14 protein-coding genes and 1 pseudogene are annotated in these 15,917 nt (G+C 37.2%); 12 read left to right on the forward strand and 3 right to left on the reverse strand.

The window, feature by feature from the left end; genetic code table 11:
• Positions 1–42 precede the first annotated feature (42 nt).
• The 5 genes from hutH to ACX5JI_RS05715 all read left to right on the forward strand — a co-directional run bounded on the left by hutH (position 43) and on the right by ACX5JI_RS05715 (position 6,867).
• A complete protein-coding gene (gene hutH / locus ACX5JI_RS05695) occupies positions 43–1,560 on the forward strand; it encodes a histidine ammonia-lyase (RefSeq protein WP_459500091.1) in 1,518 nt (505 codons plus the stop codon).
• 106 nt (positions 1,561–1,666) lie between these two features.
• Positions 1,667–3,325 carry a urocanate hydratase gene (hutU, locus tag ACX5JI_RS05700; RefSeq protein ID WP_459500092.1) on the forward strand — a complete coding sequence of 553 codons (1,659 nt, stop codon included), beginning with the start codon at positions 1,667–1,669 and terminating at the stop codon, positions 3,323–3,325.
• Positions 3,326–3,337: 12 nt separating this feature from the next.
• Complete coding sequence (gene hutI, locus ACX5JI_RS05705) at positions 3,338–4,609, forward strand: imidazolonepropionase (protein WP_459500093.1); 1,272 nt, start codon at positions 3,338–3,340, stop codon at positions 4,607–4,609.
• Entirely contained in the window at positions 4,588–5,559 is a 972-nt protein-coding gene (gene hutG / locus ACX5JI_RS05710) for a formimidoylglutamase (RefSeq protein ID WP_459500094.1), read from the forward strand. The genes hutI and hutG overlap by 22 nt, the downstream gene beginning before the upstream one ends.
• A 180-nt stretch (positions 5,560–5,739) precedes the next feature.
• Positions 5,740–6,867, forward strand: a complete 1,128-nt coding sequence (locus ACX5JI_RS05715) for an alkene reductase (RefSeq protein ID WP_459500095.1) — start codon at positions 5,740–5,742, stop codon at positions 6,865–6,867.
• 102 nt (positions 6,868–6,969) lie between these two features.
• Here the strand turns inward: ACX5JI_RS05715 and ACX5JI_RS05720 are convergent, their stop codons facing one another.
• Positions 6,970–8,499: a BA3702 family sensor histidine kinase gene (locus tag ACX5JI_RS05720; RefSeq protein ID WP_459500096.1), complete on the reverse strand. Its 1,530-nt coding sequence runs from the start codon at positions 8,497–8,499 to the stop codon at positions 6,970–6,972.
• A 304-nt stretch (positions 8,500–8,803) separates the two neighbouring features.
• Between ACX5JI_RS05720 and ACX5JI_RS05725 the strand changes: the two genes are divergently transcribed.
• Entirely contained in the window at positions 8,804–9,172 is a 369-nt protein-coding gene (locus tag ACX5JI_RS05725; RefSeq protein WP_459500097.1) for a VOC family protein, read from the forward strand.
• A 414-nt stretch (positions 9,173–9,586) separates the two neighbouring features.
• Here the strand turns inward: ACX5JI_RS05725 and ACX5JI_RS05730 are convergent.
• Positions 9,587–9,895 (reverse strand): annotated as a pseudogene (locus ACX5JI_RS05730) (alpha-helical endospore appendage domain-containing protein); the annotation flags it as partial.
• A 361-nt stretch (positions 9,896–10,256) separates the two neighbouring features.
• Positions 10,257–11,066 (reverse strand): YitT family protein, encoded by an 810-nt coding sequence (locus ACX5JI_RS05735; protein WP_459500098.1) that lies wholly within the window; start codon positions 11,064–11,066, stop codon positions 10,257–10,259.
• 147 nt (positions 11,067–11,213) lie between these two features.
• Between ACX5JI_RS05735 and ACX5JI_RS05740 the strand changes: the two genes are divergently transcribed.
• The 6 genes from ACX5JI_RS05740 (at position 11,214) to ACX5JI_RS05765 (ending at position 15,835) form a co-directional block, all read left to right on the forward strand.
• Complete coding sequence (locus ACX5JI_RS05740) at positions 11,214–12,017, forward strand: protein phosphatase 2C domain-containing protein (protein WP_459500099.1); 804 nt, start codon at positions 11,214–11,216, stop codon at positions 12,015–12,017.
• A gap of 14 nt (positions 12,018–12,031) precedes the next feature.
• Positions 12,032–12,490 carry a peptidoglycan recognition protein family protein gene (locus ACX5JI_RS05745; RefSeq protein ID WP_459500100.1) on the forward strand — a complete coding sequence of 153 codons (459 nt, stop codon included), beginning with the start codon at positions 12,032–12,034 and terminating at the stop codon, positions 12,488–12,490.
• A gap of 15 nt (positions 12,491–12,505) precedes the next feature.
• Positions 12,506–12,754: a DUF2164 domain-containing protein gene (locus tag ACX5JI_RS05750; RefSeq protein WP_459500101.1), complete on the forward strand. Its 249-nt coding sequence runs from the start codon at positions 12,506–12,508 to the stop codon at positions 12,752–12,754.
• A 286-nt stretch (positions 12,755–13,040) separates the two neighbouring features.
• Positions 13,041–13,244, forward strand: coding sequence for a hypothetical protein (locus ACX5JI_RS05755; RefSeq protein ID WP_459500102.1), 204 nt, complete (start codon positions 13,041–13,043; stop codon positions 13,242–13,244).
• 242 nt (positions 13,245–13,486) lie between these two features.
• Positions 13,487–15,106, forward strand: a complete 1,620-nt coding sequence (locus tag ACX5JI_RS05760) for a long-chain fatty acid--CoA ligase (RefSeq protein WP_459500103.1) — start codon at positions 13,487–13,489, stop codon at positions 15,104–15,106.
• A gap of 336 nt (positions 15,107–15,442) precedes the next feature.
• Positions 15,443–15,835 (forward strand): hypothetical protein, encoded by a 393-nt coding sequence (locus tag ACX5JI_RS05765; protein ID WP_459500104.1) that lies wholly within the window; start codon positions 15,443–15,445, stop codon positions 15,833–15,835.
• Positions 15,836–15,917 lie beyond the last annotated feature (82 nt).

Here is a 15,917-nt window from a genome sequence, read left to right on the forward strand (position 1 = left end):
AAAAGGTAAGGTCCCCTTTTGCTCTTTTAAGGAGGAAAAAGGATGATTACGTTAACAGGACATTCATTGACAGTAGAAGAAATGAAGCGATTATTGTTTGAAGGAGAAGGTGTAACAGCTTGCCCAAGCAGCATGCAAAAAGTGGCTGAGTGCCGCGAAGTTGTTGAGAAAATTGTGGAAGATGGAAAAGTTGTTTACGGTATTACAACTGGGTTTGGGAAGTTTAGTGATGTACTCATTCAAAAAGATGATGTAAAAGCGCTTCAACATAATTTAATTCAATCACATGCGTGTGGGATTGGCGATCCATTTCCTGAAGAAGTGTCACGTGGAATGTTAATTTTACGCGCAAATACGATGCTAAAAGGTGTATCTGGTGTTCGTCCTCTTGTTGTAAATAGGCTGCTCGAGTTTGTAAATCGTAAAATTCATCCGGTTATTCCGCAACAAGGCTCACTCGGAGCGAGCGGTGATTTAGCGCCGTTATCTCATCTTGCGCTTGTTCTATTAGGTGAGGGGGAAGTGTTTTATAAAGGAAAACGTGTTCACGCCATGGTAGCTCTTACAGAAGAGGGTTTAGAGCCAATTGAATTAGAAGCAAAAGAAGGGCTTGCGTTAATCAATGGTACACAAGCGATGACAGCGCAAGGGGTTCTTTCTTATATCGAAGCAGAAGCGATTGCTTATCAATCAGAATTAATTGCTTCCATGACAATCGAAGGGTTACGCGGCATTATTGATGCATTTGATGAAAATGTTCATAAAGCTCGTGGATATAAAGAACAAGTTGAAGTAGCAAAGCGTATTCGCGACGTACTTCAAGATAGCAAGCTTGTAACAAAGCAAGGGGAGCTGCGTGTACAAGATGCATATTCTCTTCGCTGCATTCCACAAGTACACGGTGCTTCTTGGCAAGTTTTAAATTATGTAAAAGAAAAATTAGAAATCGAGATGAATGCAGCAACAGATAATCCACTTATCTTTGATGGTGGAGAAAAAGTAATTTCTGGCGGGAACTTCCATGGACAGCCAATTGCATTTGCAATGGACTTTTTAAAGGTTGGGATGGCGGAACTTGCGAATATTTCTGAACGTCGTATTGAACGTCTTGTGAACCCGCAGTTAAATGATTTACCACCATTTTTAAGTCCAGAGCCAGGACTTCAATCTGGTGCAATGATTATGCAATATGCGGCAGCTTCACTTGTGTCAGAAAATAAAACGCTAGCGCATCCGGCAAGTGTTGACTCGATTCCATCATCAGCTAACCAAGAAGATCATGTAAGTATGGGGACAATCGCTTCACGCCATGCACATCAAATTATTCAAAACGTAAGACGCGTTCTTGCAATTGAAATGATTTGTGCAATGCAAGCTGCTGAATATCGTGGTACCCAAGAAATGAGTACAGTAACGAAAGCATTTTATCATCAAGGTCGTCAGCAAGTACCGTCGATTACAAATGATCGTATTTTTTCAACCGATATCGAAAATATTACACATTGGTTAAAAACAAGCCATTTTACGAAGGAACGAATGGATGTAAATGCAGCATTATAAAATGAAACGTTAATTAGTGACGGGGGATTAAATCCTCTCGCTAAGTATTGACCAGCACCAACCGGACAATTAATGAAAGATAAAAATAGAAAAGGGAGAGATTAAAATGGAAAACGTAAAACAAACAATTCGCGCACCAAGAGGAACAGAATTACAAACAAAAGGTTGGGTTCAAGAAGCGGCTCTTCGTATGCTAATGAATAATTTAGATCCAGAAGTAGCTGAAAAACCAGAAGAATTAGTTGTATATGGCGGCATTGGTCGTGCAGCTCGTAACTGGGATAGCTATCACGCAATTGTGGATTCATTAAAAACATTAGAAAGTGATGAAACATTACTTGTTCAATCAGGAAAGCCAGTTGCCATTTTTAAATCGCATGAAGATGCACCACGTGTTCTTTTAGCAAATTCAAACTTAGTACCAAAGTGGGCAAATTGGGATCACTTCCGTGAACTTGAGAAAAAGGGTCTTATGATGTATGGACAAATGACAGCAGGTAGCTGGATTTATATCGGTACACAAGGTATTTTACAAGGAACATATGAAACGTTTGGAGAAGCGGCACGTCAACATTTTGATGGTTCATTAAAAGGAACGTTAACACTTACAGCTGGTTTAGGTGGTATGGGTGGTGCACAACCGCTTGCTGTTACGATGAACGGCGGGGTAGTCATTGCGATTGATGTAGATAAGCGCAGCATCGATCGTCGTATTGAGAAAAGGTATTGTGATATGTATACAGAATCTTTAGAAGAGGCGCTAGCTGTTGCGAAAGAATATAAAGAAAAGAAAGAGCCGATTTCAATTGGGCTATTAGGAAATGCAGCAGAAGTTTTACCTGAGCTTGTAAAACGTGACATTACACCAGATTTAGTGACGGATCAAACGTCTGCACATGATCCGTTAAACGGCTATGTTCCAGTAGGGTATTCATTAGAAGAAGCAGCAAAACTTCGTGAAGAAGACCCAGAGCGCTACGTACAATTATCAAAAGAAAGTATGACAAGACATGTAGAAGCAATGCTTGCAATGCAAGAAAAAGGCGCAATTACATTTGATTATGGTAATAACATTCGTCAAGTTGCCTTTGATGAAGGATTAAAAAATGCTTTTGACTTCCCGGGATTCGTTCCAGCGTTTATTCGTCCATTATTTTGCGAAGGAAAAGGACCGTTCCGCTGGGTAGCACTTTCTGGTGACCCAGAAGATATTTATAAAACAGACGAAGTAATTTTGCGTGAGTTTGCGGATAATGAGCATTTATGTAACTGGATTCGTATGGCACGTCAGCAAGTTGAGTTCCAAGGGCTACCATCACGCATTTGTTGGCTTGGTTACGGGGAGCGTGCAAAATTTGGTCGTATCATCAATGAAATGGTTGCAAGTGGTGAATTATCAGCGCCAATCGTTATTGGCCGCGACCATTTAGACTGTGGATCAGTTGCATCGCCAAACCGTGAAACAGAAGCGATGAAAGACGGTAGTGATGCAGTGGCAGACTGGCCAATTTTAAATGCGTTAATCAATAGTGTGAATGGTGCAAGCTGGGTATCTGTTCACCACGGCGGCGGAGTTGGTATGGGATATTCACTTCACGCTGGAATGGTTATTGTTGCAGACGGAACAGAAGCAGCAGCAAAACGTATTGAACGTGTATTAACTTCTGATCCTGGTATGGGCGTTGTTCGCCACGTTGATGCAGGATATGACCTAGCTGTTGAAACAGCAAAAGAAAAAGGTGTTAATATTCCAATGATGAAATAAGGAGGAAGAAACATGCTGGACATTTTACTAACGAATATCGGTCAATTACTAACAATGGATCAAGAAGATGGCTTGTTAAGACAAGAAGCGATGAAGACGCTTCCTATTATCGGAAATGGTGCAGTCGGTATTGAAGATGGTGTGATTACTTTCGTTGGAACAGCGGAAGAAGCAAAAGGTTTACAGGCAAAAGAAATCATCGATTGTAAAGGAAAGATGGTTTCTCCGGGTCTAGTTGATCCACATACACATCTTGTGTTTGGTGGATCTCGTGAAAATGAAATTGCTCTTAAATTACAAGGAGTACCTTACTTAGAAATTTTAGAGCAAGGCGGCGGTATTCTTTCAACTGTGAATGCGACGAAACAAGCGTCGCAAGAAGAGCTTGTACAAAAGGCGAAATTTCATTTAGATCGCATGCTATCATTCGGCGTTACAACAGTGGAAGCAAAGAGTGGCTATGGCTTGGACGATGAAACAGAATGGAAGCAATTAGAAGTGACGGCGCAGCTTCAAAACGAGCATCCAATTGATTTAGTTTCAACATTTTTAGGGGCACATGCGGTTCCAAAAGAGTATAAAGGAAAATCAAAAGAGTTTTTACAATGGATGCTAGATTTATTACCAGAAATGAAAGAGAAACAATTAGCTGAGTTCGTTGATATTTTCTGCGAAACAGGCGTATTCTCTGTAGAAGAATCGAAAGAATTTTTATTAAAAGCAAAAGAACTTGGATTTGATGTGAAAATCCATGCAGATGAAATTGATCCACTTGGCGGTGCGGAAGCGGCAGCAGCAATTGGTGCTGCGTCAGCGGACCATTTAGTTGGAGCATCTGATAAAGGGATTGAAATGCTTGCAAATTCAAATACGGTTGCAACATTACTCCCAGGAACAACTTTTTACTTAAATAAAGAAAGTTTCGCACGTGGACGTAAAATGATTGATGAAGGTGTAGCCGTTGCGTTAGCGACGGACTTCAATCCAGGTAGCTGCCCAACTGAAAATATTCAGCTTATTATGAGCATTGCAATGTTGAAACTGAAAATGACACCAGAAGAAGTTTGGAATGCTGTAACAGTTAACTCAGCGTATGCGATTAATCGCGGCGATGTTGCTGGGAAAATTCGCGTTGGACGTAAGGCGGATCTAGTTTTATGGGATGCATATAATTATGCATATGTACCATATCATTACGGTGTGAGTCATGTAAATACAGTATGGAAGAATGGTAATCTTGCATATACAAGAGGTGACAAAACGTGGAGCAAGGCCACTATTTAAAGAAAAATGCAAAGTTTATAGATCGTGAAGTAACGAAATGGAGCGATATGGTTAAACTGTGGAAGGAAGGGGAGGAAATCTTTGGTGCAGCATTGATCGGCGCACCGCTTTCTAAGCCATCTATTAGTCATTCTGGTGCATGTTTTGCGCCGAAAACCATTCGCGTAATGCTAGATGCATATAGCACATACGCTATTACAGAAGAGCATGATATGAAAGAGAGTGTCTTGTATGATTGTGGAGATATTAGTATGCATGTTACAGACATAAAAGAAAGTCATATTCGTATTGCTAAGACACTCAGCAGTTTGACAAAGTTGAATCCACAAATGGTACCAATCGTTCTCGGAGGAGATCATTCTATTAGCTTTCCTAGTATAAGCGGTTTTGCAAGTAGTAAAGGAAAAGTCGGTATTATTCAATTTGATGCACATCATGATTTACGTAATTTGGAAGACGGTGGACCGTCTAATGGGACGCCATTTCGCAACTTACTAGAAAATGATGTAATCACAGGGGAACAGCTTGTTCAAATTGGTATTCGTGATTTTTCAAATGCGCGCACGTATCATGAGTATGCAAAAGAACATGATGTGACGGTGTATACAATGAAACATGTTCGCGAAGTAGCGATGAAAGATATCATTGCAGAAAGCATTGAAACTTTACGTAGACAAGGGGTTACAGCGATTTATGTTTCTGTCGATATGGATGTATTAGATCAAGCATTTGCACCAGGATGTCCAGCAATTGGTCCAGGTGGTATGGATAGTACGACACTGCTCGATGCGATTACGGCCCTTGGTCAAGAACCACTTGTCCAAGGGATGGATATTGTAGAAATTGATCCAACGCTCGATTTTCGTGATATGACGAGCCGTGTGGCAGCGCAGGTTATTATGAGTTTTCTGTTAGCGAGGGAAACGACTCGTAAGCAAGTTAGCATATAACAAAGAAGTCTCTCCTTGTTTGGAGAGATTTCTTTGTATTGTTCTATATGCGAATATTGTGTGATAAGAGCTTATAAATTGACGTACTAGTTTGTAAGGGATTATGATTCATATATGAAATAATTTAAGTTATAGTGAAGAATTGAGAGTTTCATGACAATTGGTATAGGGGGAATCAAGATGACAAATTCGAAGAACAAAGCAGCGAGTATATATGAAGGCACGAATATAAATAGTTGGGGATCATTTCAAAATGCGGAAGAAACAAAGTTGTTCGATCCAATTCAGATTGGGGCTTGGTCTCTTCGGAATCGCGTGGCAATGGCACCGATGACGCGTTGTTTTGCTAATGATGAAACAGGAGTAGTTGGGGCTGATGTAGTAGAGTATTATAGGAAACGTGCGGCAGATGGCGTGGGTCTCATTATTACAGAAGGAATAGTGATTAGCCCAAGAGCGAAGGGGAATCCAGGTGTTCCAGGTCTTTATACTAGGGAGCAAATTGAGTCTTGGAAGCCAGTAACAGAGGCGGTACATAAAGAAGGCGGAACGATTATTGCGCAAATATGGCATGTAGGACGTATGAGTCATCATGAACTAGCAGGTGGATTGTTACCACAAGCACCTTCAGCTATTGCAGCACAAGGAAATGTTCCGCGTTTTCGGAAGCCTTTTGATACGCCAGAGGCAATGACGATTGAAGAAATTCAAGAGGCTATCGAACAGTATGCACGGGCTGCTAGAAATGCGATTGAAGCAGGCTTCGATGGGGTAGAAATTCATGGGGCACATGGGTATTTAATTGATCAATTTGCTTATGAATTTGCGAATCATCGAAAGGATCAATATGGCGGAGACTTAAAACAAAGGCTAACCTTTATGAAAGAAGTATTACAAGCTGTTATAAGTGCGATTGGTGCGGATAAAACACTTATTCGTTTTTCAGCATTTAAAGGTGATAATCCTAGCTATATGTGGGAAGATCCTGAAGCAGCAATTGAAACTTTCGTAGCGATGTTCCATGAAGTAGGATTAACGATGATCCATCCTTCAACGATGAATTATACGCAAGTTATAGCTGACGGAAAAAACCTACATCAATTAGTTCGTAAATATTGGGATGGTATAATTATAGGAGTTGGGAATTTACATCCAAAAGAGGCAGAAGAAGCGTTACAAGAAGGGACAATTGATGTAGCTGCATTTGGTAGACCATTAATTTCTAATCCGGATTTTGTTCATCGTGTGAAACGTGGAGAAAGCTTAGAGGAATACGATGCAAAGCAGCATCTTGCTACATTAGTTTGAATAAGAATAAAAAGAAGAGCACATGAGAGGTGTTCTTCTTTTATTATTAGCAAAAAATAGAAGAGAATAGCATGATAGGAAGAAGCGGAAATCAATGAAACGCTACTCCTTATCATTTTGTGGTGGGATGATAGGTAATTGAATCTCTACAGTTGTTCCTTTATTCAATTCACTTGAGATTTGAAGTTTACCGTAATGCTCTTCAATTATTTTGTAGCACATCATTAAACCTAATCCCGTCCCTTTTTCTTTCAAACTATAAAACGGTTCTCCTAAACGAGAAATACGATCTTCTGGAATACCACATCCCTCATCTATAATCCGGATTGAAATGAAATTTTCATCTAATTGCTTTGTTTGAATGAAAATATTTCCTCCGAGAGGCATGGATTCAATTGCATTTTTAAGTACATTAATAAAGACTTGCTTTAATTGATTACCGTCACATTTAATTTCTGGCATAGTAGAACAGTTATCCATAATGATATGGGTACCATGCATGATAGCTGTAGGTAGAATAAAAGTTACAACTTCTTCAATTAATGATTGAATTTGGTAAGAATGAATCGATAACACTTGCGGCTTAGACATTGCCATAAATTGACTTGTGATAGATTCCATTTGGGAAATTTCACTTAACATTACATCTATATACCATCTGTTTTTTTCGCTAATATCAGGTTGCAATAATGTTAGAAATCCTTTTAAGGCTGTTAATGGGTTTCGGATTTCATGAGCAATTCCTGCTGTTAATTGTCCAACTACTGCTAATTTTTCGGATTTCCGAAGTAATTTTTCTGTTTCTTTTAATTCCGTAACGTCTCGGCCCATCACAATGAGTCCTTTGCGTGAACCGTCAGGATGAAAGAGTGGAACTTTTGAAAGATCTAAAATTATATTAGATGTACTCTTATGAATAATAAATTCTTCGCCATGAATAATTTGTTTTTTTTGCCATGCACATTCATCCACTTCTTCGCAATGTAAAAATGCTTCACGATATGCTTCATTATATTGAACAAGCTCACTGTCTTTTTTTCCATGATAAGGAACATCGTGAAAGTCAAAGCAAGAAAGTGCATAATCGTTTGCTTCAAGCCAGCGGCCTTCATGATCTTTAAAGATAACAAAGGCAGGCATTGAGTTCATTAATGTACGCAATCGTTTTTCGCTCTCTTTTAACATTTTTTCGATTCTTTCAGATTTTTCAAGAGGTTTCATAATTGCATATACACCTGTTAAGCGATTTTGAACAAAAATAGGAACTAATTTTGTAACTACATCTATTGGATATCCCTCTTTATGTTGGATAGAGAGTCTGTATTCCTCTTGATTATCGGCTGTAGTATTTTTTATATACCGCAGTACTTGATCAGAAATATGTGCTTCTATAATTGAAGTAACTGTTTTTCCTTCTAATTCCTGTGAAGTATAGCCTAATATTTTTTCGGCAGAAGGATTAATATGTAATATGATTCCTTGTAAATTTAATGAAATAATACTATCAGGATTATGTTCAAAAAGAGAAGCATACATTTCTGTTAACGAATAATTTTGTATATGGTTTTGTAAACGGTGGGATATGACTGACCGGCGTTTTTTTTGAATGGATGAGAACTTTTTTCGATTCATAACTTTTCCTCCGTGCAACTAGCATATAAAACAAATTCAATAACTTATTATACATATAATATATGAAAAACAATATATATTTCTATAGAAAACAAATTTACAGAATAGAGTGCTTTTTTGTTCTGTTTAACAGTACCCTAACAGAAGTCGCCTTCTTCAAACGACTCGTAAGAGTGTTAAGGAGGGGGGCATTCACATTGTATACACAAGAGTATTAAGCAGATCTTATGGAGTTTTATAAAACTTATATAAGTTATTTTTTAAGCGACATACTATAAAATAAAAATATAAGGGGGAGAGGGATATGGAAAGTTATATTCAAGGAATTGATCATGTGCAAGTTGCTGCTCCAGCAGGGTGTGAAGAAGAGGCAAGGGAGTTTTATGGAAAGAAAATGGGCCTTAAAGAAATTCAAAAACCAACCGAATTAAAAAAACGCGGGGGCTGTTGGTTCCGTTGTGGGGGCCAAGAGATTCATATAGGAGGGGAACAAAATTTTTCTCCGGCTAAAAAAGCACATCCAGCTTTTTATGTTCATAGCATTGATAAATTTAAGAAAAAATTAATTGAGCAAGGGATTCAAGTTATAGATGATCATGCTCGAGCAGATATAATTAGATTTTATGTTTCCGATCCATTTGGAAACAGATTGGAATTTGTGGGAGGGAAATAAGGAATTAGGTGGAGTTCTATATATTGAAAGTAATTGTATACTTTAGTTTTCATTATATTGGTGAAGAGAGAAGGGTAGATAAATCTCATATAACAAGTTTTATCTACCTTTTTTAGTGCTACAGATAACTTCGTTTACTACAACAAAATAATATAGGGTTGTAGTAAAAATGTTTTTTAGACTATGAAAAAAGTAGTAGATTGTTTCTATAGTACCTAAGGAGAGAGATGTATTGTTTCAATGGATTATATGTTACTGTTGTTTCTTGTCTCACTCTTCATGTTCAACTTCAGATACCGGTGCTTCTTGTTCAACCTCAGATACCGGTGCTTCTTGTTCAACCACAGATACTGGTGCTTCTTGTTCAATTTCAGATACGGATGCTTCATTTTCAACCACAGATACTGAATCTATAGGTAGTAGACTAATAACATCTAATACATTTTCCAATTTGAATTGTAAAAGCATTTCTTGCTTAACAACGGTTTGCAATGTTTGTTTCACACTATTATTTAAGGTTAACAAACTTGACAACGTCACTGGTGGAGGAGTAACACCAGTATCTAATGTTCCTAATAAAAATTGAATTTTTTCTGCTTCACTATTAATAATATGAGCTAATGCTAATTCTTCAAGGGCAATAGAAGCCACAATTAAAGAAATTGATTGTCCTGCAGTAATTGATATCGTCGGAGTTATATTAGGGATATTCGCTTGAGACATATTCATCTTCCTTTCAGTTTTTAATTCCATACAGCATACGTACGTCAAAAAAAATAGAGCCTGCCTGCAATGTCCTTATTTTCTTGAACTCCGACAGTAGAGCGAGAATGTATATCCCTTTTTATCCTTTCAAGTAAAAAAGAGGCTCTTCTGTTGATTTTCACTTCATTTTATTTTTATGAAGTGAAAAAAGCGCTTGCTGTTAATATTCCTTTAGAAGTCTAATAAAAATAAAAAATACACCACTAAAATTTAGTGGTGTATAAATATTTATATAATTTGTCGCGTTTTAATTAGAGGTTATGGTTTAAACAATTATAGTCATTTACTTATTTGTAATTTTACAGAACACAACTCGTTTTTAAGCCTTTCTAAATAGCCCTAATACTTCAACAGTCTCCGTAATATTTACGAATGCTTGCGGATCAATTTCAGAAATGGTTAGCTTCATATTAGCAAGCTCTTCACGTGAAACAACAGTCATAAGAATACGCTTTTTCTCACTTGAATAAGCTCCTTCACCATCAAGAAGTGTAATTCCTCGCACAACGGTTGAAAGAAGTTTCTTTTTCATTTCCTCAGCTTGGTTTGTTACAATCATAAGTGTAACTTTGCGATGCTTCGTATGAATAGCATCAATTACTTTACCTGTTACATAGATTGAAAGTAAGCTCGTTAATGCTACATCCCAGTCAAAGAAGAAACCAGCAATGATAACAACGATTGTATTTAAAAGGATAAGAAAACCACCGAGTTTAATATCTCTTTTACGAGATAATAGCATGCCAATAATATCAAAACCACCAGTTGAGCCATGACAATTGAAGACAAGACCAATACCCGCACCGGCAATTACGCCTCCAAATACAGAAGATAAAAGTGGATCTTTTGCGACGATTTGTACTGGAATCCAGTATAGTGCAACAGATAATACCACAACAGAGACAACTGTATTAAAAATCACTTTTTTTCCAAGACCTATGTACCCTAAAATAAGAATAGGCAAGTTTAATGCGAAGTTAATAATTCCTGTATTTACAGGAGTTACAATTCCTAAAATAATAGCAATTCCGCCAATTCCACTACTTAAAATCTTATGGGGGATAAGGAAAAGATTAAAGGCAACTGCAATAATGATAGAACCAATAATAACTCCAAAAAATCTGACCATCTTGTTCCCGTCCTTCACTAAAAAATCATATTATTTCAAGATTATATATGAAATTAAAAGTTTTAGGTAAAAACAGTTTATTTTGGGAAATTAGACTAATTTAAAAAATCGAATTATTGCCGAGATGGATGAAAGAGGTGTGGAAGTATGGAGATGAAAACGTATCAACAGAAAAGTCCTTTGAAACAAGAGTGCGAGGATGCATTTTTTTGTAATAAAGACGCGATGGTTTATGGTGTGTGTGATGGCGCAACACCGCTTATACCATTTCAAGATGAGGAGGGACATAACGGAGCATACCTTGCTTCTCATTTATTTGCAAGCCATTTTACATCGTTAAAAGAAGTAACAAGTTTACGAGAGGAAATTGTTAATGCAAATGAAGCGTTGCAAGAAAAAATGATCAATTATAAGGTGGATACGACAAAGAAAGATCATGTATGGTGTACATGTATTGCTGTAGTTTGTATAAAGGGTAGAAGCATTCAATATGCGCAGCTTGGGGATTGTATGATTGTTGCTACATTTCATGATGGAACTACGGCAGTGTTAACAAAGGATACTGTAAAAGGAATTAGTGCAAGGGCGAAAAGAAAGCGTGAGGAAGATAGAAAAAAAGGACTTTTTGTATTAGAAGAACATATATGTAATGACGTTAAGCGACAACTAAAATATAATCGTTATCTTGCCAATATGCCAAATGGGTATTCAGTAGCAAATGGGATGCCAGAAGCAAGTACTTGGATTCAGCAAGGAGAATTACCAATTGCCAAAGTGAAAAGCATATTTATTTGTTCGGATGGATTATTTCATCCAGATTGGTCACTTGAGCAAACAGTGCAATATGTAAGAAGGCATAGTATTGCGGAATACGTTTCTATAATAGAAGAATTAGAAGGGGAAGAGCGGATTCGACCGGATGATAAAACAGTACTCATGATTGAGTTCTAGAAGGAGGAATCAGAATGGAAATTAAACAAGCGAAGCTGCAGTTTCAAGATGAATTGCAGCCTTTACAAAAAGTAACAAAACTTATCATTCATCACACAGCTGAAGATGGATGGGATGTGTATCAAACACATGAATTCCATCAAAAAGTAAGAGGGTGGAGCGGCATTGGGTATAATTATTTTATTGAAGAAGATGGGACGGTGTTTGAAGGTAGGGGACTATATGTTGGAGCTCATGCAAAAGGCTATAATAGCGAAACGATAGGGATTTGTATAACGGGTAATTTTGATGAATATGATCCAACTTTGGCACAAATGAATTCCGTACATTCATTATGTAGAAAATATATGGAACAATTTTCTATATGTGAAGGGGATGTACTCGGGCATCGCGAGTTAGAAGGTGTCACAAAAACTTGTCCCGGAACACGTTTTTCTATGATAGAGTTAAGAAACACATTATCTCAAAAATAGAGGAGAAGATGATTGATGATGAATATAAAAATACCAAATGAAAAGAAAGACGAGCTTGTGGAACAAATTAAGCAGTTTTTTGAAGAAGAAGATTTAGACACAATTGGGCGTTTTCAAGCAGAGCGTTTAATAGAAGAAATGATAAAATTAATTGGACCGTATGCATATAACGAAGCAATTAGGGAGGCAAGAAAATTAATTACAGATAAATTATCGAATATAGAAGAGGATTTATATGTACTAGAAAAACAGGATGGTAAGTAAAAAGCGGCTTAAATAATAAAGGCACATAACGCTCAAAAAAAGATAGTAAGGGTTGAATATCCATACTATCTTTTTTTGAACGTTTTCATGCGTCCAAATTAATTTTGTAAGAGTAGCACTCAATATTTTATCATCCAAAAAAAGGATAGCATATATATTTACAATGTATGAATATGATTCTAAGATTATTTTCCCTTTTTAAATTTAGGAGAAGTAGTTTTTTTATGAAAGGAAAATGGAAGATTACTGTCGAAGGGAGTAGAAACAGAATAAAGGTGGTGCTCTCATGCGTAAGAAAGAGGTACATACATGTTCATATTGTGGTTCTACTAATATTGGAGAAGGTGAGTTTATTGGATATGCGCAAATAAGAAAGAAAGAGACGATGTTTACTTCTTCTCCAGTTGATGCGTATATTTGTACGGATTGTGGAAGTGTGCTTGTAATGAAGGTGCGAAATTATCAAAAATTTAAAAAGAAACCACTATGATAAAAGGAAAACATATATTCAAGTCTTTATACGAATCGATTGATAGTGCGTCTTTAATACATATTATGAAAAGATAAAGAGGGGAAGTTTATGAAATAGCTACTCTCTTTTCTTTTATGAGAGTAGCTGAATTATTTCCAAAGAAATAATTCGGAAAATATAGAAAATAAAACATTTCAAAACGAAAATTTGATATAATACTTAAAAATGAAAGCGCTTTTAATTGGGGGGTTGGGACAAATATGATGATGAATGTACCGTTAACAATTAGTTCTATGATGGAGAGGGCAGAAAAGCTATTTCCCAAAAAAGAAATTGTCTCACGTACACATGATACAATAACAACTTTAACATATAAGCAATTAGGAGAACGAACGAGGAGACTCTCTAGCGCACTAAAGAAATTAGGGATAAAAGAGGGAGAACGAGTTGGAACTTTAGCGTGGAATCATCATCGTCATGCGGAAGCATATTTTGCAATTCCAAGCATTGGATCTGTATTACATACTATTAATATTCGCTTATCTCCTCAGCATATTTCCTATATTATCAAACATGCAGAAGATCGTATTTTACTTATTGATGAAGATCTTGTAACTCTTGTTGAAAAAATTCAAGATGAGTTATCGGCTGTACAAGCATATATCATCATGACTGACAAAAAAGAACTTCCAGAAACTTCATTAGAGCCTGTTTATCACTATGAACAACTTCTTGCAGAAGGCGATCCTTATTTCCCGTTTTTAAAAGATATTGATGAAAATACACCGGCAGGTATGTGTTATACGTCGGCGACAACAGGTAATCCAAAAGGTGTTGTGTATACGCACCGTAGTACGGTGCTTCATTGTATGGCACTTGGTTTGGCTGACACAGCTGCATTATCTGAAAGCGATGCTGCGATGGCAATTGTTCCAATGTTCCATGTAAATGCTTGGGGGTTACCTTTTGCGGCTACGTGGTTTGGATCAAAACAAGTTCTTCCAGGGCCAATGTTTACGCCGAAAATTTTACTTGAAATGATCCAGGATGAAAAGGTGACATTAGCTGCTGGTGTACCAACCATTTGGCTTGGTGTTCTGCAGGAATTAGAAAATAATAATTATGATTTATCAAGTATGAAACGAATTTTATGCGGAGGTGCGGCAGCGCCAAAAAGTGTGATAGCGGCATTTGAACGAAAGTATAATGTTCCATTTGTCCATGCATACGGGATGACGGAAACGAGTCCACTTGTGACACTTGCACGATTAAAAAGTTATGAGCAAGATTTATCCTATGAAGACCAACTTGAAATCAGGTCGAAACAAGGTTACCTTGTGCCAGGTGTTGAGATGAAAGTAGTTGGGGTGAACGGAGAAGTAAAGTGGGATGGAACTGAGATGGGGGAACTATGTTTACGAGCACCATGGATAGCAGCAAGCTACTATAACGATGAGCGTACTATAGAAGGATTCCGGGATGGATGGTTATATACAGGTGATGTCGTTACTGTTGATGAGGAAGGCTGTGTTAAAATTGTCGATCGAACAAAAGATGTCATTAAAAGCGGTGGTGAATGGATTTCGTCTGTAGATTTAGAAAATGCTTTAATGGCACATGAGGCGATATTTGAAGCAGCTGTCGTTGCAGTTCCGCATCCAGAGTGGCAGGAGCGGCCTGTTGCATGTGTTGTACAAAAACAAAGTAGTTCTGTAACGAAAGAAGAATTATATGAATTTTTACGACCACAGTTTGCGAAATGGTGGTTACCGGACGATATTGTGTTTATGGAGGAGATTCCAAAAACATCGGTCGGGAAATTTTTAAAACAAGCGTTACGAAAAGAGCTAGAGCAGTTGCATAAAGGTAGCGAAAAATAATGTGTAAATATTGGTCTGTAAGTAACGAAACGCTAAAGGATAGTGTTGAGCTATCCTTTAGCGTTTCGTTTAAATAGTTTGATACATGAATAAGATGAGCTGAAAACTCTTCACCTGTAATAACTCCTTTTCCGCCCCCACGAGCGCTTTTTATATTACCGTCACCTTTTCCTTCAATAGTAGGAAGGGCATTTTTTTAAATGGTATTCCTTTCTATCTCACTAGTTTCAGTGTAAAACAATCTAAAGGAGTTTCCTAATATTTCAGAAGAAAAAATCTCTTTTTTATAATTTTCTTGCTATAATAAGAAAAAGGGAATATACGGAGGTGGATGAAATGCTGTATGAAAATGGTGTAGACAAATTGATTCGTCTCAATACAAATATTTCTGAACTATATCGAGAATTACATGGAATGACTCGGGCTTTAACAGAGTGTAATCGAGAAGGTGTCACATTCGATCGGTTATATGTGAAAGAGTTATTATGGAAAAAAGAAGATGTGTCCGCTATGTATGATCAGCTTCTCGTTCAGCTTTGTATCAATGAATGCTTTGATTTAAAAAGTGTCATTACTGGTGAATACAAATATACGTATGAGGAAGTAGAAAGTGCGGTTCTTGCATTTAATGAAAAGTATGATGTGAATATTCTAATCAAGGACGTTTGCAAAGAGTTACAGTTCACATATGGTATTGACATGGAGTTATCTAGGACGGCCAGGGTATAATCATATTTACTATAGACACAGGAAAAAGAAAGCTGTAGTTTGCTTTCTTTTTCTATTGTATATGTATTAGGGAGAGTAGGGT

This window comes from Bacillus sp. C1 (assembly GCF_054570475.1).

What these genes read in the sequence shown, in the direction of transcription:
- hutH (WP_459500091.1), top strand. Translation starts at nt 43, where the DNA reads ATGATTACGTTAACAGGACATTCATTGACAGTAGAAGAAATGAAGCGA.
- hutU (WP_459500092.1), top strand. Translation starts at nt 1,667, where the DNA reads ATGGAAAACGTAAAACAAACAATTCGCGCACCAAGAGGAACAGAATTA.
- hutI (WP_459500093.1), top strand. Translation starts at nt 3,338, where the DNA reads ATGCTGGACATTTTACTAACGAATATCGGTCAATTACTAACAATGGAT.
- ACX5JI_RS05715 (WP_459500095.1), top strand. Translation starts at nt 5,740, where the DNA reads ATGACAAATTCGAAGAACAAAGCAGCGAGTATATATGAAGGCACGAAT.
- ACX5JI_RS05720 (WP_459500096.1), bottom strand. Translation starts at nt 8,499, where the DNA reads ATGAATCGAAAAAAGTTCTCATCCATTCAAAAAAAACGCCGGTCAGTC.
- ACX5JI_RS05725 (WP_459500097.1), top strand. Translation starts at nt 8,804, where the DNA reads ATGGAAAGTTATATTCAAGGAATTGATCATGTGCAAGTTGCTGCTCCA.
- ACX5JI_RS05735 (WP_459500098.1), bottom strand. Translation starts at nt 11,066, where the DNA reads ATGGTCAGATTTTTTGGAGTTATTATTGGTTCTATCATTATTGCAGTT.
- ACX5JI_RS05740 (WP_459500099.1), top strand. Translation starts at nt 11,214, where the DNA reads ATGGAGATGAAAACGTATCAACAGAAAAGTCCTTTGAAACAAGAGTGC.
- ACX5JI_RS05745 (WP_459500100.1), top strand. Translation starts at nt 12,032, where the DNA reads ATGGAAATTAAACAAGCGAAGCTGCAGTTTCAAGATGAATTGCAGCCT.
- ACX5JI_RS05750 (WP_459500101.1), top strand. Translation starts at nt 12,506, where the DNA reads ATGATGAATATAAAAATACCAAATGAAAAGAAAGACGAGCTTGTGGAA.
- ACX5JI_RS05755 (WP_459500102.1), top strand. Translation starts at nt 13,041, where the DNA reads ATGCGTAAGAAAGAGGTACATACATGTTCATATTGTGGTTCTACTAAT.
- ACX5JI_RS05760 (WP_459500103.1), top strand. Translation starts at nt 13,487, where the DNA reads ATGATGATGAATGTACCGTTAACAATTAGTTCTATGATGGAGAGGGCA.
- ACX5JI_RS05765 (WP_459500104.1), top strand. Translation starts at nt 15,443, where the DNA reads ATGCTGTATGAAAATGGTGTAGACAAATTGATTCGTCTCAATACAAAT.